Raw genomic sequence first — 22,920 nt, forward strand, 5'->3', positions numbered from 1 at the left:
AATGACTGAAAACGAAAATAAACGTTTTGCCATTTCTCAGGAAAATTGGTCCCTCCATCGTAAAGGGCACCAGGACCAGCAACGGCATATGGAAAAAGTAAAAGATGCGATTAAGAATAATTTACCGGATTTAGTTAGTGAAGAAAGCATTGTCATGTCCAATGGTCGCGAGGTAATTAAAATACCTATACGTTCACTTGATGAATATAAAATTCGATATAACTATGATAACTCCAAACATGTTGGGCAAGGTCAAGGAGACAGTAATGTAGGTGATGTGGTTGCGCGTGATCCCAGCAGAGGCAATCAGGCTAATGGTCAAGGAAAAGAAGCTGGTGACAAGCCAGGTCAGGATTATTATGAAGCTGAAGTAAGCATTGAAGAGGTTCAAAATGTGTTATTTAACGAGCTTGAGCTACCAAACCTACAGCAGAAAGAAAAAGCGGATATTAAGACGGAAAAAATTGAGTTTAACGATATTCGGAAAAAAGGTTTAATGGGAAATGTCGATAAAAAGCGCACAATCCTTAATGCGCTAAAGCGTAATGCTATTCAAGGAAAAGCAGAAATTACGCCGATTCATAATGATGATCTGCGTTTTAAAACGTGGGACGAAGTGGAAAAACCTGAATCGAAGGCAGTGGTCCTTGCTATGATGGATACAAGTGGCTCGATGGGCTCCTTCGAAAAATATTGCGCAAGAAGTTTCTTCTTTTGGATGACAAAATTTTTGCGCTCCAAGTATGAGACAGTGGAAATTGAATTTATTGCGCATCATACCGAGGCAAAAGTAGTGACAGAAGAGGAGTTTTTTACGAAGGGAGAAAGCGGTGGAACGATTTGTTCATCTGCCTATATAAAAGCATTGGAACTAATTCGGGAAAAGTATAATCCTGCTCGCTATAATATTTATCCAGTACATTTTTCAGATGGTGAAAATATATCGATGGATAATGAAAAGTGCTTGAAGCTAGTGGGAGAGTTAATGGATGTATCGAGCATGTTTGGATATGGTGAAGTCAATCAGCATAACCGCTTCTCTACACTTATGTACACTTACAAAAAAATAGATGACCCTAAATTTAGATATCATATTTTGAGAAAAAAAGGCGATGTGTACGATGCCTTAAAGAGCTTTTTCAAAAAAAATGAATCTTAAATCATGTTCAAAGGAGGGGGCAGAAAAGTGGAGATGAACGAACTTGAACGAGCAATTGATGAAATTACAGAAATTGCCTCAAGCTTTGGCTTAGATTTCTTTCCAATGCGCTATGAAATTTGTCCGGCAGATATTATTTATACATTTGGCGCATATGGTATGCCTACTCGATTTTCACATTGGAGCTTCGGTAAACAATTCCACAAAATGAAGCTTCAATATGATTTAGGGCTAAGTCAAATCTATGAGCTAGTGATTAACTCAAACCCATGTTATGCATTTTTACTAGATAACAATACGTTAACACAAAATAAATTGATTATTGCGCATGTATTGGCACACTGCGATTTCTTTAAAAATAATGTACGCTTCTCCAATACTAGAAGAGATATGGTGGAGAGTATGACTGCAACAGCTGAACGGATAGCTGGCTATGAAAGAGAATATGGAAAGGAAGAGGTCGAACAGTTTTTAGATGCGGTTTTAGCGATTCAGGAGCATATCGATCCTTCCCTTTTACGACCAAAATTGTCTTGGAATACGGAGGATGAACTTGAGGAGGAAATTCATCAAGCAAAATCACCGTATGATGATCTCTGGCGTTTAGACGATAAGGAAAAAGAGTATAGATCGGTAAGGCGAAAAATAAAGCACTTCCCACCAAAGCCAGAAAAAGATTTATTGCTATTTTTAGAGGAGCATAGTCGGGAGCTCGAGGACTGGCAGCGAGATATATTAACGATGATGCGTGAGGAAATGCTTTATTTTTGGCCACAATTAGAGACAAAAATAATGAATGAGGGCTGGGCTTCCTTTTGGCACCAACGCATCATGCGTGAGCTTAAGTTAACAACAGCGGAAACGATTGAATATGCGAAATTAAATGCAGGTGTTGTGCAGCCTTCAAAAACATCCATTAATCCTTATTACCTTGGTGTGAAAATTTTCGAGGATATTGAGAACCGCTATAATCATCCAACGGAAGAGATGAGAAAGCTAGATGTTCAGCCAAACTCAGGTCGAGAGAAAATGTTTGAGGTTAGAGAGATAGAGTCGGATATATCCTTTATCCGTAACTATTTGACGAAGGATTTAGCAAGACGTGAAGATCTTTATTTGTTCCAGAAAAAGGGCAGTGAATACCGTATTACAGATAAGGAGCATGAAATGGTTCGAGATCAGCTCGTATCGATGCGTGTAAACGGGGGATTCCCATATATCGTCGTTAAAAACGGAGATTACCTTCGTAACGGAGAGCTCTATTTAGTACATGGCTACGAGGGAATGGAGCTCGATCCACACTACTTAGAAAACGTTTTGCCATATATTTATCAGCTATGGGGTCGTCCTGTACATCTAGAAACAAATGTGGATGGAAAGCCAATGCTTTATTCATATGATGGTACAAAAAATTATAAACGCAATGTGTGAGACATGGTTCCTTGGTGGATAATCAAAACAAAAACTTCTATCTGTTGGTATAAAATACCCCTACAGATAGAAGTTTTTTGCAGTTCAGAATAAAGGTTCATCGCCATGATTTCCGTTCCGACTGGGCGCTTTGTTGCTGCCGCTTCGCTTTCGCACAGAGCAAAGCTTCATGGGGATGTTCGATGATCCCAATAAACTTTATTCGTTGTTATTTCCCTCTAACAATGGAGAGGACTCATTTTCATCTTCACTACTTTCACTATGATTCGAAGATGAATGGATATCGCTGTCGATCACTCTACTGTCTTTTACTTTTATGCCTTGTTGTCCGCCAGCTTCATCATTATCGTCACTTGCAATACCGCTTCTACCGTTTCCATCGGCGAATTGGGAGTTAATATTTCTAGTACTGCCGTGTATGGCATTTTGACCTCCTTGGTTGGCATTAGTACCTACATCCTTATTTATCTTCATTCAGGAGAAGATTCTCACCTATGAAGATGGTGAGATGAATGCGGATGTGATTCCTTTTCAATGGATGTTCAAACACCTCCTGAATGAAGATAAAGCCTCCGGCGGATGTCACGGATTTTCAAAGGAATGAATTGTGCGGGCACAATTCAAAATCCGGACGCAATTACGCCAAGGCGAAATTGATTGGTCCGCCACCTTCAGCCCTTTGTTCAAAATGGATTTCTTTATTGCCAATATTAATAGTAAGATGGATGGTAATATGATTTTTAGATGAATCCTTTGAATGTTCATTATCAGGCATAATTTTCACCTCCTTCATTTTAGCATTACTATTAAGTTATTAACTTTTCTCTAGCTTACTTGTTCATGTAGCCCTAAGATGTATAAATAATGTGAGGGGATGGAGACTGAAAAACTGTTCCTTATCGTAAAATTTGATAAAATGAATAGGATTTGAATATAAGAAGAACTGGAACGGTGAATCAACGTTGAGAACATTTAAAAAGGTTTATATAGAAATAACGAGTGTCTGTAATTTAGCATGTAGCTTTTGTCCGCCAACTGCTCGTGCAAAGGGACTTATTAAAGTAGAACAATTTAATAAAATATTGGATGAAATACGTCCTCATACGAAATATATTTATTTGCATGTAAAAGGAGAGCCGCTTTTACACCCACGTATTGATCAATTACTTGATGCAGCACATGAGAAAGGTTTTAAAGTTAACATTACAACGAACGGTACGCTAATTAAAAAGAATCGTGAAAAGATACTAGGGAAACCAGCCTTACGTCAAATCAATTTTTCTTTGCATAGTTTCGACGGTCATGAGGGATCGGAAAATCGTGAGAAATATTTAGGGGATATATTAGATTTTGTGCGTGCTTCGAGAGACTATAATACGATTATTTCATATCGTTTATGGAATTTACAAAAGGATAGTGTAACGGATATTGCGGCACGAAGAAATCGTGAAACGCTTGAAATTCTAGAAAATGAATATAATCTTGATTATCGCATCGAAGAAAAAGTGCAGCCCGGTAAAGGTGTAAAGATTGCTAATAATATTTATTTAAATCAAGATCATGAATTCAAGTGGCCAAGCTTACTGGAGCCGGAGGATGAAGGCAAAGGTTTTTGTCATGCCCTACGAAGCCAAGCCGCTATTTTAGTGGATGGTACAGTAGTGCCTTGCTGTCTTGATGGTGAGGGCGTTATTAATTTGGGGAATGTGAATGAGAAATCCTTTACAGACATTGTTCAAGGAGAACGTGCAAATAATATTATCGACGGATTTTCACGTAGAGAAGCAGTAGAAGAGCTATGCAGAAAATGTGGCTATCGTCAAAAGTTTGGAATGTAATAGAAAGATCCATTTGGTTGTAGACTAAATGGATTTTTTATATGGTTAAAACAATGGCATGCCACCAGGATAGAACAGGTTCATCATCAAAAATTTTGGATGACATTTGATAAAATAATTTGTAGTTAGCCGTCAAACAGCTCCAACGTCATTGACTATTGGAGCTGTTTTTCTTTGATTGTGAATCAATAGTATCTAAAAAATCCTTCGTAATACGTACTACGTATTTCACTTCGTCTAAATTGCGCTCCCTTAATACTGAACGATGTATATCAAGCACAAGGTTCTTTTCTTCAATATCAGTAACACCAGATAATTTTTGAAAATTAAAAAGCTCCTCAGGTGCAATATCTAATGCTTTCATCAGTGTTTCTAAAGTGCTTAATGTAATATTAGATTGCCCGTGTTCAATGTTTGAGATTCGTCCTTTACTAAAACCTAGTTTCCCCGTTTTTTCTGCTACTTCTTCCTGACTAAGCCCCTTGGAAACCCTAATAATACGGAGTTGTTCGCCTACTAGCTTTAAAAAGTCTGACATATGATTCACCTCTATGTAAAAAGCTAGTGAAAAACATTAAAAATGCCTATACCATTATAGTGGTATAATAGAGTTAATGTTACATTAAAATGGTACAATGATTGGTAGTAAGTTTTTATTGAGAAAAAAGACTTATGAAAAATAGTGTTGATGATTCCAGTAGCTTGTTTTAGGGTATAACTAATTAAGTTGAGGATTGGAGGATTCAGGCATGGTAAAGCGTTATCGATTAGATGAAGTTGCTAAAATAGAAGAGGGGAAAATAGTACCGAAGAAAAAGTATTTTACAAACGTCGGAGTACCCCTAATTACAGCAGAAAATTTAAAAAAGTTAATGCTAAATGGTGATATTGAACAATTACCAAAAGTTAATAATACATTTAAAAAACATTTTAAGTGTGCACCAGTACCAGCTAAAACCATCATTCTTACTAAAGCTAATTTGAAGGAAACAAATAAATATATTTATCAATGCGAAACTGAAACATGTATTGCAAACGATATCGTCGCTATTATTCCAAATGAAACAATTATTTTAAGTGATTATTTATTACACTTTCTCAGATGGTATCAAATTAATAAAGAATGGCATCATTTGTACCATATATCCATTGATATTCCGATGATAGATAACCAACACAGAAAGGTGCAAATTTTAAATAAGATTCATCTTTTATTAAAAAATAAAGAGTCTTTGATGATAGCAGTAGAGGGGCTACCACAGCATTTTAACAATTTTTCAATGCAAATAGAAAATCACTCACAAAATTTACAACATGGGTTTAATCGGGCTCAGCATATTTACAATATAATGCTACATAAAATTTTTAAGGGTGAGCTTAAATAAAGTAAAAAGGTTCTTCATCCGCACTGGAATCGGATAAAATGAATTTAGTCGGTGTAAAGGCAAAAACCCCTTACACCGACTTTTATCAATTATGCCTCGGCATAATTGCGTCCGGAATCGGCTTTGTACTTGCACAAAGAACTCCTTTCCGATTCCGTGACATCCGCCGGAGGCTTTAACTTCTTTCAGCGGATGTTGGGACATCTGCTGAAAGAAGTTAAATTTCGATAATTATAGGTAAAATCATTGGTTTTCTTTTTGTTTGTGTAAATAGATATTGACCGACAGCTCTTTTGATTTCTCTTTTTAAGACATGGATTGGCTGCTTACTTTCTTCCTGAAGCTCATTTACCGTTTCTTTGACGAGAATATTTACTTTCGTTAAAAGCTCCTCAAAGTCTTTGGCATAAACAAAGCCCCGCGAAATTGTATCCGGTTCTGAAATAAAGGCACCATCTATTTTATTAAGTGTTATAACGATAACGAGCATACCGTCTTCTGATAGCTGTTTGCGATCTCGTAAAACAATTCCTTCGACTTCACCGATACCGATACCGTCGACATACGTATCACCTGAAGGAATTTTACGTGTTTGCCTAGCCATTGCATTTTCAATATCAACAACATCCCCGTTTTTCATAATAAACGTATGCCCTCTTTTGACACCAACGGACTCAGCTAACAAACGGTGCTGATGTAACATACGGAATTCACCATGAATCGGAATGAAAAATTTGGGCTTCATTAGCGTCAGCATTAGTTTTAAATCTTCCTGGTAGCCATGACCTGAAACGTGCATACCGGTATGACTGGCCGAGCCATAAATAACCTTCGCACCTAGCTGGAACAAATTATCAACGATCCGTGATACACCCTTTTCATTCCCTGGAATAGGGGATGAAGCTAAAATAACTGTGTCATCAGGTAAAATTTTGACTTCACGATGATTTCCATTTGCTAAGCGAGAGAGTGCAGCTAATGGCTCACCCTGACTACCCGTACATAATACAACAACCTCTTCGGGAGGAAGATATTTCACCTCACGTGCATCTATTAACATATCCTCTGGAATGTTTAAATAGCCTCGCTCAAGCGCAACATCTACAACATTCACCATACTCCGCCCAAGTAATGCAAGTTTTCTATTTGTAGTAATCGTTGCATCTACAATTTGCTGTATGCGATTAACATTAGAAGCGAAAGTAGAGATAACGATTTTACGCTCAGCATGTAAAAATGCATCTTCTATATGACTACCGACAAGCTTCTCTGAAGGAGTTAAACCAGGTCGTTCGGCATTCGTACTTTCAGAGATAAGTACTAATACGCCTTCTGATCCTATCTCAGACATTTTATGAATATCTGCAAACTGATTATTGACAGGCGTTAAATCAAATTTAAAATCTCCGGTGTGTACTATATTGCCTTCAGGTGTATTCATAACGATTCCTAAGCAATCAGGTATACTATGGTTTGTTCTAAAGAAACCAACATCAACTTGTCCGAAATTTAATGATGAATCAGAACGAATTTCAATTAACTCAGTCTCTCTTAAAAGCTTATGTTCTTTCAACTTTAGCTCGATTAAACCAAGAGTAAAGCGTGTTGCATAAATAGGGACATTTATTTTTTTTAACAGATAAGGGATACCGCCGATATGATCCTCATGTCCATGTGTTACAATTAATGCTTTGATTTTTTCTTTATTTTCCAGTAGGTACGTAATATCAGGAATTATTAAATCGATACCTAGTAGGCTTTCGTCTGGAAATTTAGCGCCACAGTCGATAATTAAAATATCATTCCCATACTGTACTACATACATATTTTTTCCAATCTCATTAATGCCACCTAAGGCGAAAATCGATAACATATTGTCTTTTGTGGACAAGCCTATTCCCTCCTAATTTTTCAGTATGTTCCTTTAATGAAAATTCAGCATTAGTAGTATAGCTTTAAGCGTTTCATCCTATACGAAAAGACAATTTTAGGTTAAGCATTAATATTAGATTTTCATGAAGAATAGAATAGAGGAACGTATAGAATAAAGGAGATGTGACTGGTTGTCGAATTACTTACAGCATGCGATGTTTGAACATAGGTTTTGGCTAAGAATACTGAAAGACCATTCTCAATTTATTCATGATTCCTTGTATCCATCGGAAACAGAGGATATTAAAAGAGCGAGCGCATTTATTCTTCAATTTTCTCAGCTTCTTGCCTATGTAAATTCGATAGAGGCCAATAATGCGGTTTCCTTCTCACTTACAGTCGATGAAGCTGTAGAACAACTAAAGCAATTTAAATTTTATTTGCTTAGAAAGCAATTAACGGGAAATATTAATACCCATCTACCACCTACCTTTTTTAATCATATGGTGAATGAATTAGAGGAGTATCAAAATGTACTTAGCTATTTGAAGAAGGGGGAAGTCCCGCCAATCTTTCATGAGCTACATCATCACTTACTCTGGCTGTTAGATGCATCAGGACATGCAGGTATCATTCATGACGATTTGGATGGTGTAGAAAGAAGATTGAGACAAAAAAGTACTACCTTCGCTCAACATTTTGAAGAGTTTTATTTAAAAGCAGTAGAGCTTACAGGATACTTGCGTTCAAATATAGACTCATTTCCCGCATTAACTCGTTTTAATCATGATGTGGATATAGAAATGGGATTATTCAAAACTTTTTTACGGGAGTTAGAGGAGATGGAGTTAAGTGCAGAAGTATTAGGTACATTTACAGCTCTAATGGCGGATCATATGCTAAGAGAGGAGCAATACTATTTATCGAAGCTTGCACAATCTAGAGGCGAAGGTTAATTTCACTAAAGAGGTCTCTTTAGCAAAGTGAGAGGTTGATTTCCGTTCCGACTGGGCGCTTTGTTGCTGACGCTTCGCTTTCGCACAGTTAAAACATTTGCCGCTGACGCTTCGCTTTCGCGCAGAGCAGAGCTTCCTGGGGGCGTCCGATGAGCCGCTTCGCTGCAGGCTCTCATCTGTGACGCTGATCGCCAAGGAGTCGCCCAGCCTTCACTCCAATCAACCACTTCACATAGCGTGTATCTTCTGGCACGTCACCCTGGATGTTGGCATAAAAAGTGAAGGCAACCTGAGATTTTCAGGTTGCCTTTTTTATTCCGATAAATCAGCATAATGTTCCGATAAAACTAAAAAACATTCCGATAAAATCTTAGGAATGTTTTTAGTCTGAATTATGATGATTGTAAGCGCCTAACTTAAAGAGTGGAGGCTACTCGGCTTCACTCACGTTGTTGAATTTTAAGGATGAATAAAAACGCCAGTACCGATTGGGACAATGCTTGCAAGCTCTTCGACATCCTTATTATGCATACGAATACAACCCCGTGAAACGGCATGACCGATAGAGCTAGGATTATTAGTTCCATGAATACCATAATGCTCTTTCGATAAACTCATCCACATTGTCCCAAACGGACCACCGGGATTTGGAGCTTTATTAATGATTATAAAATTTCCAGTAGGTGTATCATGTAACATCCTACCAACCGCAATTGGGTATTGCTTTTGAAGAATATTATCCTTATATAACCGTAGCCATCGATTTTCCGTAGAAATATCTATTCTATAAGGAATAGTATTTGGATTAGGAAATCCAGGTATAACAATTTGTTGTCCTAAATAAATTACATTCGGATCTAACCCAGGATTAGCAGCCATTATGGATGATAACGGTGTACGATAATTTCTAGCTATTTGAGCCAAAGTTTCTCCTGCTTTAACTGTATGAATCAAATTTATCACCTCCAATAGATTAAGGCTCATCTCCAAAAGTTGGGGATGATATTTGTTAAAACGAATGTCGTTTCGAAAGCGCCAAGTCGGAACGGAAATCAACCCACGCTATGGTGATGTGCCTAAAATAATTTCATTTATACAGGTTATGCCGTGGATATAGAAAATACCTTTAACTTCTTTCAGCAAACACCTGTACCTGTACCTGTACCTGTAGATACGCTTTCGTGCAAAAAACATCTGCAGGCCTAAACCATAAAGCCAATTCCAGACGTAATTATGCCGAAGCATAATTGATTTTTCATAAGGATAGCTACTGTAGTTAGTTGGATATGATAAGCAGTAACAAACTATATCCAGTAATCGAGGAGTTATTTATGAAAGAATTTAAAATTACTTATTTTTTTGATGAAATGCATTATGTACGGAGATTTATCCATATCGAATCACAGGAAAAAGCAGAGGCATTAGTTCGCAGCGAACGAGATCAATATATATCCTTTACAGATAGTAGAGGGATGTATCATGAGCTGCATACAAGAAATGTTCGGGTCATTCAAATATCTGAATATCATCGTATCGATAAAAGTGCGAAAACGAAAGGTACATGATTTGTCCAATATTGCACATGCTACAGGTAAAGGAGTGAGCAAAGATGGACATAGAAAACATACCACATGAGAAAAAAATATTTATGAATTTAGCAAGCAAGAACAAGCCAGACATGGTCGAATCAGATACAATAAGTCTTTTCGATTTACACGAAGATATGCAAACGGTTGATGCTATACCGATTAAGGAACTCAATAAAAAAGTAGAACGAGAAGGCGATGAATTGATCGAATTGCAGCCTGATGAATTATAGAAGGTAGGGATTTATATGACTGACCATAATGAAGCTCAGTTTACTTCTGCTGGAACAGATATTAATGAAGTAAAAAGAGAAAATGCAGAAGGTGGTTTATCATACAACGAAGTGAAAAAGCTACTAGCCCAAAGAGGTGGGCATGGTACGGAAATATATAGTGATACAGATGTCGAAGAAGTAAAGCAACAGATTCATGGGAAAAAGCAATAAGCTAATTGGGGAGGAGTATGAAATTAAGTACTCCTCTATTTTCTATTTAGATGAAAAAAATCACTGATTAAAATACAGCTTTATTTTACAATGAAAAGTAAATGTAAGGAGGTGTGCGAATGGAGGAAAAACGTTGTCCGTTATGTGGACAAGAAAATCATTGTGGGGTAGTAAATGGGCAAAAGGATTGCTGGTGTATGACAAAGAGTTTCCCTAAAGAAATCCTTGAAGAAGTACCTAAAGAGCAATGTATTTGTCAAAAGTGCTTGGATACATATAAAAAAGATTAAACGATTTCGGTATTAAAAATACTTCAATGCTGTTACGAAACAATAGAGATCAGTTGGTACAATTGTCTACCGCACAACAACCTATCGGACATATATTACTCTGAAAGGAGTGTGTCTAATGACTAAACCAGTTGTACTCAGTAATGTAACAAAGGTTTATTTAGAGGAAAACCAAAGGATCCTCGATAAAATGATGCAGGGCATGACCTATGTGACCATAACATGTAGTATTTCAGAAAATTTTATTAAGCAAATATTACCGCATCAAGTAGCTGCTATTAAATTGTCGGAAAACGTTTTGCGATACACCACGAATATACTTGTACAAAATCTCGCGTTAGAAATAATAGCAACAAGTACGGAAACTGTTGAATGCCTCGAAGCGATACAAAATAGATGCTGTATCGTACAAAATTCGGAATGTGAATTGTACGAATATATGTGTGCTTATAAAGAAATTACTGGGGCTATGTTCCAAGCAATGAGTTTACCGCCAGTTTCCAATAATATTAATATAAACTTTCTGCGAACAATGATTGTTCACCATCAGGCAGGCGTTCGACTAGCGCAAAACGTTTTAAGGTTCTGTATTTGCCAAGAATTAATACCAATCCTTCGAAATATGATTCAAACTATGTGCGATCGTATTTGCGAAATGGAAAAATTACTAGATGCTTTAAAGGATTGCGAGAATTGCTAGTTTGAATTTAACATTTATAAAGTGAAAAAACGCTAGAGTCGAAGTCGATTTTAGCGTTTTTTTTGTGACTACAATGTATATCAGCGAAACTCAACTCTTGATGAAAAATAATCAAACATTCTCAACAGAAGGAGCGCACATAAATGTTACTGTTCGTTTATTACTATCGTAAAGACACCATTCTCGATGATCAACAACCGATCCAACATTGATACCGTATTGCTTTTCTTGTAATGCGATTGGTTGGCCATAGCGAATACGAATAGGTAACTTTTTATTGCGATGATAAAGACCTGATTCATGACTATGTCCGAAGAAAAGAAGCGATTTATTAAATGGCGGAAATGTAGGCTGCCACGTCACACTCCATTTAAATTGATGTCCATGCATAAGTGTTGCACCATCAATCTCCATTGTCTCAGGTAGTTCTGTAAAACGTTCAATACCAGTTACACGTGTAATACGCTCTTCCTGATTGCCACGAATAGAGGGGAATGTTAGTAAATTTTCAAAATCATTTTCGACTATCGCAGCTTTTTGTAGCGGTATACCCGACATTGTTTGAGCCTTTTTCTTACTTACAGTACATTCGTATAAATCACCTAATCCCAATACCTTTGCATCTTTCGCAGATTGCTGAATATGGGCTAGAACTGCCTTAGTATCTTCTATATTAGAATGTAAATCTCCTAAAAGTGCGTACAACATTTTAATCAGGCCTTTCATCAATTATGCCTCGGCATAATTCCGTGACATCCGCCGGAGGCTTTAACTTCTTTCAGCGGGTGTCCAAACATCTGTAGCTGACGCTTTGCTTTCGCTACCAAAACATTTGCCACTGACGCTTCGCTTTCGTGCAGATAAACATTGTACCTGTCGCTATGCTTTCGGTTCAAAAGACATTTGCTGAAAGAAGTTATTCATTATACAAATATCATACACCTAACAGAAATTGATAGAAAAGTAAAATGTATAAATATATTTAGTTACATATGGATTATATTTCAGTTCATCACCATAACATCGAGTTGATTTCCGTTCCGACTGTGTGCTTTCCTAGAGGCGTCCTATGAGCCGCTTGGGCCAATAAATGTTGGTCACGAAGTCGTTATCCTAGGACGTAATGTATATAGCCTTCGTTCCACTATTGCTAATCCCAAAGAATCAGCAGTCTCCCTCCAATCAATTTTCCCGCATGACAAATACTTTAATAAAATGTCATCTCTAACTTTCGGTAATGAGTCTTATATTTTTTATGTGTAGAAAAATTGCCAACGTTTTCATAGATTGATAAAATATAATTGGAATTTTCTGATTTTTCCAGAACGATTCTACAGGGTATGAGGGAAATGAATTTTAAAAAATTTGGGGGGCTTATGATGACGATGTTAATGACAGATATTCTACAAAACTATGCTATGCAGCAACCAAATGGGATTGCAACGGTTTACGATGGGACAAAGCTATCCTATAGTGAATTTTATAAAGGTGCAGAAACATTCGCATCATACTTACAAGAGCAAGGCTTTGAAAAAGATGATGTAATTGCATTATATACGCTCAATTCAGATATATTTTTAATCGCTTATATTGGTGTTCAGTTAGCAGGCTATGTTGTCATGCCTATTAATACAAAACTAGCAGCTCCAGAGGTCGAATTTATTTTTAATCATTCAGAAGCTAAAGGGCTTATTTATGATGAAAGGTTAGAGGATGTACTCGCAACTATTGCCTATCCATTTCAACATACTGTAGGGCTCAAAGAGATGAAAGACGTTATTAAAAACTATCCAGGTCAAAGAAAAGCTGTCAAATTGGAGCCTCATGATACTGGTGTTGTTATGTATACTTCTGGGACGACGGGTAAACCAAAAGGGGTAATGCTAACTCATCAAAATATTGTATCAACTGCGGATATATGGTCGTCCTCAATGGATATGACCAATGAGGATAGAATGTTTATTTGTACGCCTTTATTTCATTGTGCAGGCCTTCATGTATTTGCGATGCCGATGTTTTATAAAGGCGGTACGATGGTTATAGAAGAGGCTTTTTCTGCGACAAACACTTTAGAACAGTTTGTTGCTACAGATTCAACAATTTTCTTTGGTGTTCCGTCAATGTATACAATTATTTTAAATACACCTAACTTTAAGGAACATACATTTAAAAATTTACGTTTATTATGTTACGGAGCGGCACCGATGCCTTATGAGCTTGTTAAGCAAGTGAAGGAGGCTTTCCCTAATGTGAAAGTACAAAACCTGTATGGACAAACTGAAAATTCTCCTGCAACTACTTCTCTTTTAGATGCCGATGCATTGACAAAGATTGGATCAGTAGGAAAACCATTAGCTCAAACGGACGTCCGTGTTGTTGATAGCTTTGGTGAAACGGTGCCAGCGGGTGAGGTAGGAGAAATTTGTGTCAAAGGACCACAAGTCATGAAAGGTTATTTACGTAACCCTGAAGAAACAGCTAGAGCAATTAAAGATGGCTGGCTCTATTCAGGAGATTTAGGGCGTTTTGATGAAGAAGGTTATCTCTATATTGTTGATCGTAAAAAAGATATGATCATTCGAGGTGGCGAAAATATTTATCCTATCGAGATCGAAGAGGTTTTATATCAACTGCCAGAAATTTTAGAGGCTGCCGTTGTAGGTTTACCACATGAGGTATATGGCGAAGTCCCGAAAGCATTTGTCGTATTGAAGGAAGGGAAGTCTTCCGATGAAGAGGCGATAATGGCTTATTGTCGGACTCAGCTTGCAAAGTATAAAGTGCCACATGAAATTGAATTTTTAACTGAATTGCCACGTAATGCTTCTGGTAAAGTTTTAAAGCATGTATTACGACCAAGAGTAAGCACGCATAACGTGTAAAACGGTTTGATGAAACTCGAAAATAGCAAACATAGTAATACCTTATCGGGCGTACACTGAATTTAGAGATGCTATTGTGTAGAGGATTTATATTAGGCCTCTGCGCAATTGCGTTCGAGGCTTTTACTTCTGGATGTTTGGACAACCGCTGAAAGAAGTTAAAATAGGAACGTCTATGAAATTAGCGTATAATAGAGTCTGCGACAAATTGAAATAATATAATAGAATTGAAGTTATTGTCTTCAAACAAGATAGGAGCGGAATTTGTCTTGTGGACGAGGTATAAACGCCTTTTACTAATAGGTATTATGATAATCATGCTACTTTCAAGTTGCAATCCGTTTTCGCAGCATGAAACGCAAAACAAAGGATTAACTGTGTTAACGGTAGAGTTTAATAGTGGTGCACCCATACCTAACCTTTATATAACTGCTACAGATGTAGAGAAAGGAGAGGTAGTGGAGGATGCGGTTGGCTCGGAAGAGGGCGAAGCAACATTTTCGAAGCTTATCGAGGGGCGGAAATATGCTATGGCAGCAACTACGCTTGAAAATAGTACAACAAACGATGGTTATACGACAATCGAAAATTTTACATATGATGCGACAAAGCCGTATTATCGATTGGAAACACATTTTTCGAGGGATGAGCAAGAGCTGGATGTACCAGTTGTTATGCAAAATCCTGAACTACCACATGGCTGTGAAATAACATCATTAACAGCTGTATTAAATTATTATGGGCTAGACGTTACGAAGCTGGAAATGGCTGATAATTATTTACCAAAGCAAACAATAAGTACTGTAGACGGACAACGATTTGGTCCAAATCCAGCACAGGCTTTTGCAGGAAATCCTCGTGATAAAGCACACGGTATGTATGTCTTTGCAGCTCCGATTGTCAAAGCCGCAGAGGCAGTAATAGCAGATAAACAGGCAAACTTACAGGTGACAAATAAGAGTGGTGCCACGCAGGACGAAATTTTACAGCTTGTTCGAGAGGGAGTCCCTGTTGTGACATGGGTTACATTAGATTTATCAGAGCCAAAAAGAGATCTAGATAAGGGCTGGATCTATGAAGGTGAAAAAGTGCCGCATGAAGCGTATATGAACTTACATGCTGTTGTTTTAACCGGGCATTTAGGAGATAAAGTAGTTGTTATGGACCCGTTAAAAGGCTTTGTCACTTATAATGTGGATCAGTTTTTTAAAAGCTATAGAGAGTTAGGTGAACAAGCTGTAGCCGTTCATAAATGATTCGAAAGAAGAGTTATAAGTCGTACAAGGAAAGTATGTTACACTTGTAAAAAAAGGCTTGTCACTGGGGATGACCCCCACGTGATGTGAGAGCCAAATAAAAGCTAAAGTGAGTTGAGTAGAATGGCCATTGAGCACGCTTTTTTACCGGTTTTATTAGGAGATGAAATGAATGCTTACGGCATGGCAAGAGCATTTTACGAGTCCTATGGCGTTAAACCACTTGCATTAAATCATACGAATATGGAGAAAATACAGCAGAGTGATTTATTAATATTTCGTGAAGTTCCAAGACTCCATATTGAAGATCGTTTTGTCGTGGCGTTAAAGGCAATTGCAGAGGAATTTGCAGGAAAAAAATTGCTGTTGTTAGCCTGCGATGAATTTTACGTAAAAAAAATTGTGCAACATAAAGAGGAGCTAGCAGAGTATTTTGTAATTCCTTATGTGGATGCAAACCTTGCTAATGAGCTATTAACGCGTGAGAGCATGTATGAACTTTGTGCGAAGTTCGGCTTTCACTATCCGGCAATGCATGTTTGCACCGTCAATGATTACGAGGAATTTGACATTCCTTTTGAATACCCCGTTGTCATTAAACCTTTGAATATGACAAAGTATGCTACATGTATTTTTCGAGGCAAGAAAAAAGTGTATATTGCAAAAGATAACGACGAAAAGGATGCTATTTTCCACGCCATTTATAAGGAATCGGCATACCGAGATGACTTAATGGTACAGCAATATATTCCTGGCGAAGATGCTCATATGTGTGTCGTAAATGCTTATGTTGGGCAAGATAATAAGGTAAAACTGCTATCTGTAGGTAACCCAATTTTAGAAGAGCATTCTCCAGAGGGGATTGGTCGCTATGTAGCCATCATGACAGCATACGATAAAGACTTAATGGACCGCGTGAAATTGTTTTTAGAAGAAATTCGATTCCAAGGCTTTGCCACGTTTGATATGAAGTATGATGAACGTGACGGTCAATATAAGTTATTAAGTATTGAATTACATAATGAACTTTCAAATTATTATGTGACTGCAAGTGGCTATAATTTAATGCAATATGTTGCAGATGATTTTATCCGAGGAAGCAAGCAACAGCTAACATATGTTCAGAACAAGCATCTTTGGACAATTGTCCCTAATGGTGTCCTTTTTAAATATGTTCAAAATGAACAGCTTGTGATAGAAGCGAAAAGCCTTATTCGCCAAGGAATGGCTACGGATTCCATCTTTAATTATAAAGATATGAATGCGAAGCGTTGGTTGAATATAACGCTTGATAATTTAAACTTTTATCGCCAATATAAGAAATATTTTAACAACAAAGGTCTGTCAAACTAATGAAAAAACAAACTTTAGGTATAATTGGTGGCGTTGGTCCACTTGCAACGATGTTTATCGGTGAAATGATTGTAAGACGTACGAAGGCAGCGAAGGATCAGGAACATTTACATACAATCATTGATAATGATACGAATATCCCTGATCGTACTGCCTTTATTTTAGATAGTACAAAAGAAAACCCTGTACCAGTGATAGTCGCAGATGCAAAAAAGCTTGCTTCTGTTGGGGCAGATGTGATTGCTATTCCATGTAATACGGCACATACCTTTTATGATGAGATTGTTGAAGGTTCTCCGGTTCCGGTATTACATATGATAAGGGAAACGGCAAAGCGCGCCTCTGATTTAGGGGCAGAGCGTGTAGGTATTTTAGCGACAACGGGTACATTAACCTCACGTATGTATCAAGATGCGTTAGAGGAATTTGGTATCATACCAGTAGTTCCAGACGATGTGATGAAAGAAAAAGTCATGTCTATTATTTATGATTATGTAAAGGCTGGAAAAGATGTCTCTCAGGAGGATTGGCAGCCGATAGAAGAAGCAATGCTTGCACTTAATTGTGATCGTATCGTATTAGGATGTACTGAATTATCAATCGTCAATCGAGATTTAAAATTAAGTGACAAATATATCGACTCATTAATCGTGTTAGCAGAACGTGCTATATTAGCATGTGGCTATGAAATTGTAGATTAACAATCGTATGAACCAAATAAAATCTGCACGCTTTTCACAGGTAAGTTGTAAACCTTCAAAGAATCTCAAGTATCTAAAAGGGCTTGAAGGCTGACAAATCCCGTGATGAGTCGTGCAGATTTTTTTATCTGTATACTCAAAATTCATTTGGGGAGATTAAGAAAGCCCCGTTTTTGAAACGATTATACAAAGGTTTACGTACATATGAAGTAGGAAAATGATTAGTGTGTTAAACTAGTGTCAAGTAGATAGAAGGTGGGAAATTACATGTCAGTAATAAATGTATTAAATGAAGATTTACAAGCAAAATGGAAATTTGAAGAGCCGATGAAAATTCAAGAAGAAATGATTCCAGCAATGCTTGAGGGCAAAGATATTGTAGCCGAATCACCGACAGGGTCGGGGAAGACTTTAGCGTATGTACTTCCTTTACTAAATAAAGTAAACGGTTCAAAAAAACAAACACAAGGACTTATTGTAGCCCCGTCACAGGAACTAGCAATGCAAATTGTAGAGGTTATCCGTGAATGGACAGCAGGTTCTGATATTACGGTTCAACAACTAATTGGTGGGGCAAACTCTGCACGTCAAATCGAAAAGTTAAAGAAAAAACCGACAATAGTTGTAGGAACACCTGGCCGATTAAATGAATTAGCACGTGCTGGGAAATTAAAGCTAAAAGAAATTGAAACAGTTATTTTAGATGAGTGCGATCAGTTACTAAGTCGTGAATATCGTGTTGTCGTAAAATCCTTTATCGAAAGTGCAGCATTTGGGCGACAAGTAGTTGTTGTTTCAGCAACAATTACGGAGGAAATTGAATTAGTGGCTAGTCGCATGATGTTCGAGCCGATACGTTTCAAAATTAAACCAGAGGATATGTTAAAGGTTGGTAAAGTTGTACACTCTTTCGTGAAAGTGGAGGAGCGTGATAAAACTGATTTCTTACGCCGACTATCACATATAGAAGGATTACGTGGGTTGGCTTTCGTCAACAATATCGATCAATTGCTAATGAAGGAAACGAAATTACAATATCGTACGGCACCGATTGTGACATTACATTCTGACATGAAGAAGGAAGAACGTAAAAAGGCGTTAGATGCTTTTCGTAAAGGTGATGCGCGTATTTTAATTGCTACAGATATTGCAGCACGTGGTTTAGATATTGAAGGTTTAACACATGTTATTCATGTCGATGTACCAAGAACAATTGAGCAGTATCTGCATCGTTCTGGTCGTACAGGCCGTGCTGGAGCAGATGGTGAAGTATTAACGTTATTATCTTATCGTGATGAAAAAACGTATAAAAAATGGACAAGAGAAATTTCTGCGAAACCTGTACAGAAAGTATGGCATGAAGGCAAGTTAGTGGAGGGTAATTCAAAAACAATTGGACAAAAGCGAGGTAAATAATATGACGTTTGAAGAAAAATTACAAGCATATGCAGAACTTGCGGTAAAAGTCGGTGTTAATATTCAACCTGGGCAATACTTATTAGTTAATACTTCAGTGGAAGCATTAGATTTCGCCCGTTTAGTTGTGAAAGAGGCTTATAAAGCTGGTGCAGGACGTGTTCATGTTAATTTTTCAGATGATGAAATGGATCGTGCTTACTTTGAGCATGCTTCAGATGAAGAATTTAATCGTTTCCCAGAATGGGTAGTTAAAATGCGTGATGAAGTGATCGATCGTAAAGGAGCACTATTATGGATTGATGCTGCAGACCCTGATAAATTAGCAGGTATTTCAGCAGATCGCCTAGCTACTCATCAAAAGGTATCTGGAGCTGCTCTGAAAAACTATCGTAACGCCGTAATGAAGGATTTAATAGCTTGGTCGATCGTTGCTGTCCCTTCTCCAAAGTGGGCATCGAAAGTATTCCCGAACTTAGCGGCTGAGGAACAAGTACCAGCATTGTGGGAAGCTATTTTTAAAACTGTTCGTATCGGTGAAGGCAATGCTGTTGAAAACTGGCGTGAACACGTAGTAAATTTAGAATCTCGTGCGGACCTGCTAAACAATAAAAAATATGCAAAGCTGCACTATACAGCACCAGGTACTGATTTAACAATTGCCTTAGCACCACAGCATAAATGGCTTACTGGAGGTAGTAAAACGCCAGATGATACTATCTTTATTGCTAATATGCCGACTGAAGAAGTTTATACGTTACCGATGAAACAAGGTGTAAATGGCTATGTAAGCAATACAAAACCATTAGTTTATCAAGGAAATATTATCGATGGCTTTAAACTGACATTCGAAGAAGGAAAAATTGTTAAGGCTGAAGCACAAGTAGGCCATGATTTATTACAGGAGCTTATTAATGTAGATGAAGGCTCTTGCTATTTAGGTGAGGTAGCACTTGTACCGCATGAATCACCAATCTCAGCATCGGAGATTTTATATTTTAATACATTGTTTGACGAAAATGCATCGAACCATTTAGCGATTGGCGAAGCTTATCCAACTTGCTTAGAAGGTGGAAGAGATTTAGAAAACGGACAGCTTGAAGCGTTAGGTGCAAATATTTCAGTGACACATGAGGACTTTATGATTGGTAGCGGTGAGATGGACATTGACGGTATTTTACCAGATGGAACGGTAGAGCCAATTTTCCGCAAAGGTAGCTGGGCATTTTAAGCTCTTGATAAAACATCTTTCAGCAAATGTCTTTTGTACCGAAAGCGTAGCGACAGGTACAGGTGTCCAAACACCCGCTGAAAGATGTTAAAGCCTCCGGCAGATGTCACGGAATCGGAAAGGAGTTGGGCAGATGAAACGATTACTAAGCTTAATTGGTACAGCTATATTCATGATGGTATTTTGTGCTTCATCTGCTTTTGCTCATACTGAAAACTACCTATCAATTGGAGATTCCTTGGCGGCTGGTCAAACACCTTATCAACAGATTGATACAGGCTATAGTGATTTAATTGCTATGAGATTAAGAATGACTGGGCAATTAAGTTTCTATACAAAGGAGCTCGCTTTCCCAGGCTATACAACAGCTGATGTCTTGAAACGAGTACAATCAGAGGAAGCGAGTGACTTACTAGCTAATGCAAAACTTATTACTATTTCGGCAGGTGCCAACGATTTACTGCGTCTAGTGCAGGTCAATCCAACTGCAGGTACATTAGCCTTTACGCAGCTGCAAACAGATTATGCATTAAACATTGCCAGAAAAAATATGGCGGAGATTTTGGATGAGTTGAAAGTGCGAGCACCTAAAGCTAAGGTCTATGTAATGGGCTATTATTTTGCCTATCCAAATGTTCACGCTACGCAAAAAGAAGGCACAAATGCACAGCTTGTAAAGTTAAATAAGATTTTACAGCAACAGGCAGAGCAAGCCGGAGCAATTTATGTAAACGTCTATGATGCTTTTGGGTTAAACGCAACAAACTTTTTACCCAATATTTCTGACGTACATCCAAATTTTGAAGGCTATCGCCAAATGGCAAATGCATTTTTACATAAATATAGTGGAAGTAAAGCTTTAGCCATTTCTTCAAACGAACTGCCAAAGCCTAACCCTATTTCATTTGAGCAGATTTTAGAACAACTAGCGAAGGCAGAGCAGAAACAAGAAGAAAAAGAAACGCCAAAACCTACTGCGCGTGCCATTCAAGGTTTTACAGGATACGTTGCTTTTATGGAGAAGGTAAGAGCAAAACGTTTTAATCATAACTATTTGTAACAGGGCATCGACAAAGATGCTCTTTTTTATGTTGAATATCTATCAAAATATAAGCGACGGATGATATCAGCGGGTCGAAGGGTAGAATCCTCTGAGCGACAGATAAAACCGGGGCGCCGGAAAGAATCGTCAGAGCGACGGATAAAACCGGGGCGACGGAAAGAATCGTCAGAGCGACAGATAAAACCGGGACGACGGAAAGAATCGTCAGAGCGACGGATAAAACCGGGGTGACGGAAGAACCCCTGAAGCGATGGAAAAAATCTTTGAAGCGACGGATAAAACAGTGGAAGCGACGGAAAGAATCGTCAGAGTGACGGATAAAACTGGGGCGACGGAAAGAACCCTCGAAGCGACGGAAAGAATTGCCGAAGCGACGGATAAAACAGTGGAAGCGACGGAAAGAATCGTCAGAGTGACGGATAAAACCAGGGCGACGGAAAGAACCCCTGGAGCGACGGAAAAAATCTTTGAAGCGACGGATAAAACAGTGGAAGCGACGGAAAGAATCGTCAGAGCGACGGATAAAACCAGGGTGACGGAAAGAACCCTCTGAGCGACGGAAAAAATCTTTGAAGCGATGGATAAAACAGTGGAAGCGACGGAAAGAATCGTCAGAGCGACGGATAAAACCGGGGCGACGGAAAGAACCCTCGAAGCGACGGATAGAATTGCCGAAGCGACGGATAAAACAGTGGAAGCGACGGAAAGAATCGTCAGAGTGACGGATAAAACTGGGGCGACGGAAAGAACCCTCGAAGCGACGGAAAGAACCCTCTGAGCGACGGAAAAAATCTGTGAAGCGACGGATAAAACAGTGGAAGCGACGGAAAGAATCGTCAGAGCGACGGATAAAACCGGGGTGACGGAAAGAACCCCCGGAGCGACGGAAAAAATCTTTGAAGCGACGGATAAAACAGTGGAAGCGACGGAAAGAATCGTCAGAGCGACGGATAAAACCGGGGCGACGGAAAGAACCCCTGGAGCGACGGAAAAAATCTTTGAAGCGACGGATAAAACAGTGGAAGCGACGGAAAGAATCGTCAGAGCGACGGATAAAACAGTGGAAGCGACGGAAAGAATCGTCAGAGCGACGGATAAAACCAGGGTGACGGAAAGAACCCCCGGAGCGGCGGAATAAATCTTTGGAGCGACGGATAAAACAGTGGAAGCGACGGAAAGAATCGTCAGAGCGACGGATAAAACCGGGGTGACGGAAAGAACCCCCGGAGCGACGGAAAAAATCTGTGAAGCGATGGTTAGAATTGCCGAAGCGCCGGAAGGAACCCCCGTAGCGATGGAAAGAACCGGAGCGACGGATACCCCAACACCTCAGCTCCCACATTATATGAGGAACC

24 protein-coding genes are annotated in these 22,920 nt (G+C 38.4%); 17 read left to right on the forward strand and 7 right to left on the reverse strand.

All coding sequences use genetic code 11. From position 1 onward, the window contains the following. The first annotated feature begins 1 nt into the window (after position 1). Together yhbH and ABH966_RS13595 are read left to right on the forward strand one after the other, a co-directional pair. Positions 2-1,159: a sporulation protein YhbH gene (yhbH, locus tag ABH966_RS13590; RefSeq protein ID WP_370079244.1), complete on the forward strand. Its 1,158-nt coding sequence runs from the start codon at positions 2-4 to the stop codon at positions 1,157-1,159. Positions 1,160-1,192: 33 nt separating this feature from the next. Continuing rightward, positions 1,193-2,590 carry a SpoVR family protein gene (locus tag ABH966_RS13595; protein ID WP_370079371.1) on the forward strand — a complete coding sequence of 466 codons (1,398 nt, stop codon included), beginning with the start codon at positions 1,193-1,195 and terminating at the stop codon, positions 2,588-2,590. Positions 2,591-2,788: 198 nt separating this feature from the next. Here ABH966_RS13595 and ABH966_RS13600 read toward each other — a convergent pair whose 3' ends face one another. Together ABH966_RS13600 and ABH966_RS13605 are read right to left on the reverse strand one after the other, a co-directional pair. Continuing rightward, entirely contained in the window at positions 2,789-3,064 is a 276-nt protein-coding gene (locus ABH966_RS13600) for a hypothetical protein (protein ID WP_370079246.1), read from the reverse strand. 163 nt (positions 3,065-3,227) lie between these two features. After that, the gene (locus ABH966_RS13605; RefSeq protein WP_370079248.1) at positions 3,228-3,365 is read right to left on the reverse strand and encodes a hypothetical protein; all 138 of its coding nucleotides are present in this window, start codon (positions 3,363-3,365) and stop codon (positions 3,228-3,230) included. Positions 3,366-3,552: 187 nt separating this feature from the next. On the opposite strand from ABH966_RS13605, the gene ABH966_RS13610 reads away from it, so the two are divergent. Beyond that, entirely contained in the window at positions 3,553-4,428 is an 876-nt protein-coding gene (locus ABH966_RS13610) for a radical SAM/SPASM domain-containing protein (RefSeq protein ID WP_370079250.1), read from the forward strand. 148 nt (positions 4,429-4,576) lie between these two features. Here ABH966_RS13610 and ABH966_RS13615 read toward each other — a convergent pair whose 3' ends face one another. Continuing rightward, positions 4,577-4,966 (reverse strand): helix-turn-helix domain-containing protein, encoded by a 390-nt coding sequence (locus ABH966_RS13615; RefSeq protein WP_142510121.1) that lies wholly within the window; start codon positions 4,964-4,966, stop codon positions 4,577-4,579. A 211-nt stretch (positions 4,967-5,177) separates the two neighbouring features. Between ABH966_RS13615 and ABH966_RS13620 the strand changes: the two genes are divergently transcribed. Further along, on the forward strand, positions 5,178-5,813 hold the full coding sequence (locus ABH966_RS13620) for a restriction endonuclease subunit S (protein ID WP_370079252.1): 636 nt from the start codon (positions 5,178-5,180) through the stop codon (positions 5,811-5,813). 217 nt (positions 5,814-6,030) lie between these two features. Here ABH966_RS13620 and ABH966_RS13625 read toward each other — a convergent pair whose 3' ends face one another. Next, entirely contained in the window at positions 6,031-7,704 is a 1,674-nt protein-coding gene (locus tag ABH966_RS13625; RefSeq protein WP_370079254.1) for a ribonuclease J, read from the reverse strand. Between the two features lie 172 nt (positions 7,705-7,876). Here ABH966_RS13625 and ABH966_RS13630 point away from each other — a divergent pair, with 172 nt between their 5' ends. Continuing rightward, complete coding sequence (locus ABH966_RS13630; protein ID WP_370079256.1) at positions 7,877-8,641, forward strand: DUF2935 domain-containing protein; 765 nt, start codon at positions 7,877-7,879, stop codon at positions 8,639-8,641. 459 nt (positions 8,642-9,100) lie between these two features. Here the strand turns inward: ABH966_RS13630 and ABH966_RS13635 are convergent, their stop codons facing one another. Then, entirely contained in the window at positions 9,101-9,595 is a 495-nt protein-coding gene (locus tag ABH966_RS13635; RefSeq protein ID WP_370079258.1) for a L,D-transpeptidase family protein, read from the reverse strand. 377 nt (positions 9,596-9,972) lie between these two features. On the opposite strand from ABH966_RS13635, the gene ABH966_RS13640 reads away from it, so the two are divergent. From ABH966_RS13640 to ABH966_RS13660, 5 genes are all read left to right on the forward strand, one after another. Beyond that, positions 9,973-10,206: a hypothetical protein gene (locus ABH966_RS13640; protein ID WP_370079260.1), complete on the forward strand. Its 234-nt coding sequence runs from the start codon at positions 9,973-9,975 to the stop codon at positions 10,204-10,206. A gap of 44 nt (positions 10,207-10,250) precedes the next feature. Next, positions 10,251-10,460: a hypothetical protein gene (locus ABH966_RS13645; protein ID WP_370079262.1), complete on the forward strand. Its 210-nt coding sequence runs from the start codon at positions 10,251-10,253 to the stop codon at positions 10,458-10,460. Between the two features lie 15 nt (positions 10,461-10,475). Beyond that, positions 10,476-10,673, forward strand: coding sequence for a gamma-type small acid-soluble spore protein (locus ABH966_RS13650; RefSeq protein WP_370079264.1), 198 nt, complete (start codon positions 10,476-10,478; stop codon positions 10,671-10,673). Positions 10,674-10,792: 119 nt separating this feature from the next. Further along, positions 10,793-10,963, forward strand: coding sequence for a cysteine-rich CWC family protein (locus tag ABH966_RS13655; RefSeq protein WP_370079266.1), 171 nt, complete (start codon positions 10,793-10,795; stop codon positions 10,961-10,963). 118 nt (positions 10,964-11,081) lie between these two features. Continuing rightward, positions 11,082-11,663 carry a DUF305 domain-containing protein gene (locus ABH966_RS13660; RefSeq protein ID WP_370079268.1) on the forward strand — a complete coding sequence of 194 codons (582 nt, stop codon included), beginning with the start codon at positions 11,082-11,084 and terminating at the stop codon, positions 11,661-11,663. A gap of 111 nt (positions 11,664-11,774) precedes the next feature. Here ABH966_RS13660 and ABH966_RS13665 read toward each other — a convergent pair whose 3' ends face one another. After that, on the reverse strand, positions 11,775-12,371 hold the full coding sequence (locus ABH966_RS13665; protein ID WP_370079373.1) for a metallophosphoesterase family protein: 597 nt from the start codon (positions 12,369-12,371) through the stop codon (positions 11,775-11,777). A gap of 671 nt (positions 12,372-13,042) precedes the next feature. Here ABH966_RS13665 and ABH966_RS13670 point away from each other — a divergent pair. The 7 genes from ABH966_RS13670 (at position 13,043) to ABH966_RS13700 (ending at position 21,562) form a co-directional block, all read left to right on the forward strand. After that, positions 13,043-14,545, forward strand: coding sequence for a class I adenylate-forming enzyme family protein (locus ABH966_RS13670; protein WP_370079270.1), 1,503 nt, complete (start codon positions 13,043-13,045; stop codon positions 14,543-14,545). A gap of 269 nt (positions 14,546-14,814) precedes the next feature. After that, complete coding sequence (locus ABH966_RS13675; RefSeq protein ID WP_370079272.1) at positions 14,815-15,801, forward strand: C39 family peptidase; 987 nt, start codon at positions 14,815-14,817, stop codon at positions 15,799-15,801. Between the two features lie 123 nt (positions 15,802-15,924). After that, complete coding sequence (locus tag ABH966_RS13680) at positions 15,925-17,154, forward strand: carboxylate--amine ligase (RefSeq protein WP_370079274.1); 1,230 nt, start codon at positions 15,925-15,927, stop codon at positions 17,152-17,154. Next, positions 17,154-17,855, forward strand: coding sequence for a cysteate racemase (gene cuyB, locus ABH966_RS13685; protein WP_370079276.1), 702 nt, complete (start codon positions 17,154-17,156; stop codon positions 17,853-17,855). The genes ABH966_RS13680 and cuyB overlap by 1 nt, the downstream gene beginning before the upstream one ends. A gap of 267 nt (positions 17,856-18,122) precedes the next feature. Beyond that, on the forward strand, positions 18,123-19,271 hold the full coding sequence (locus tag ABH966_RS13690; RefSeq protein ID WP_370079278.1) for a DEAD/DEAH box helicase: 1,149 nt from the start codon (positions 18,123-18,125) through the stop codon (positions 19,269-19,271). Between the two features lies 1 nt (position 19,272). After that, complete coding sequence (locus ABH966_RS13695) at positions 19,273-20,502, forward strand: aminopeptidase (RefSeq protein WP_370079280.1); 1,230 nt, start codon at positions 19,273-19,275, stop codon at positions 20,500-20,502. 133 nt (positions 20,503-20,635) lie between these two features. Then, on the forward strand, positions 20,636-21,562 hold the full coding sequence (locus tag ABH966_RS13700) for an SGNH/GDSL hydrolase family protein (protein ID WP_370079282.1): 927 nt from the start codon (positions 20,636-20,638) through the stop codon (positions 21,560-21,562). Here the strand turns inward: ABH966_RS13700 and ABH966_RS13705 are convergent. Further along, positions 21,543-22,907, reverse strand: a complete 1,365-nt coding sequence (locus ABH966_RS13705) for a hypothetical protein (RefSeq protein ID WP_370079284.1) — start codon at positions 22,905-22,907, stop codon at positions 21,543-21,545. The genes ABH966_RS13700 and ABH966_RS13705 overlap by 20 nt on opposite strands. Positions 22,908-22,920 lie beyond the last annotated feature (13 nt).

The organism is Lysinibacillus sp. RC46 (assembly GCF_041262385.1).
Classification (GTDB): domain Bacteria; phylum Bacillota; class Bacilli; order Bacillales_A; family Planococcaceae; genus Lysinibacillus.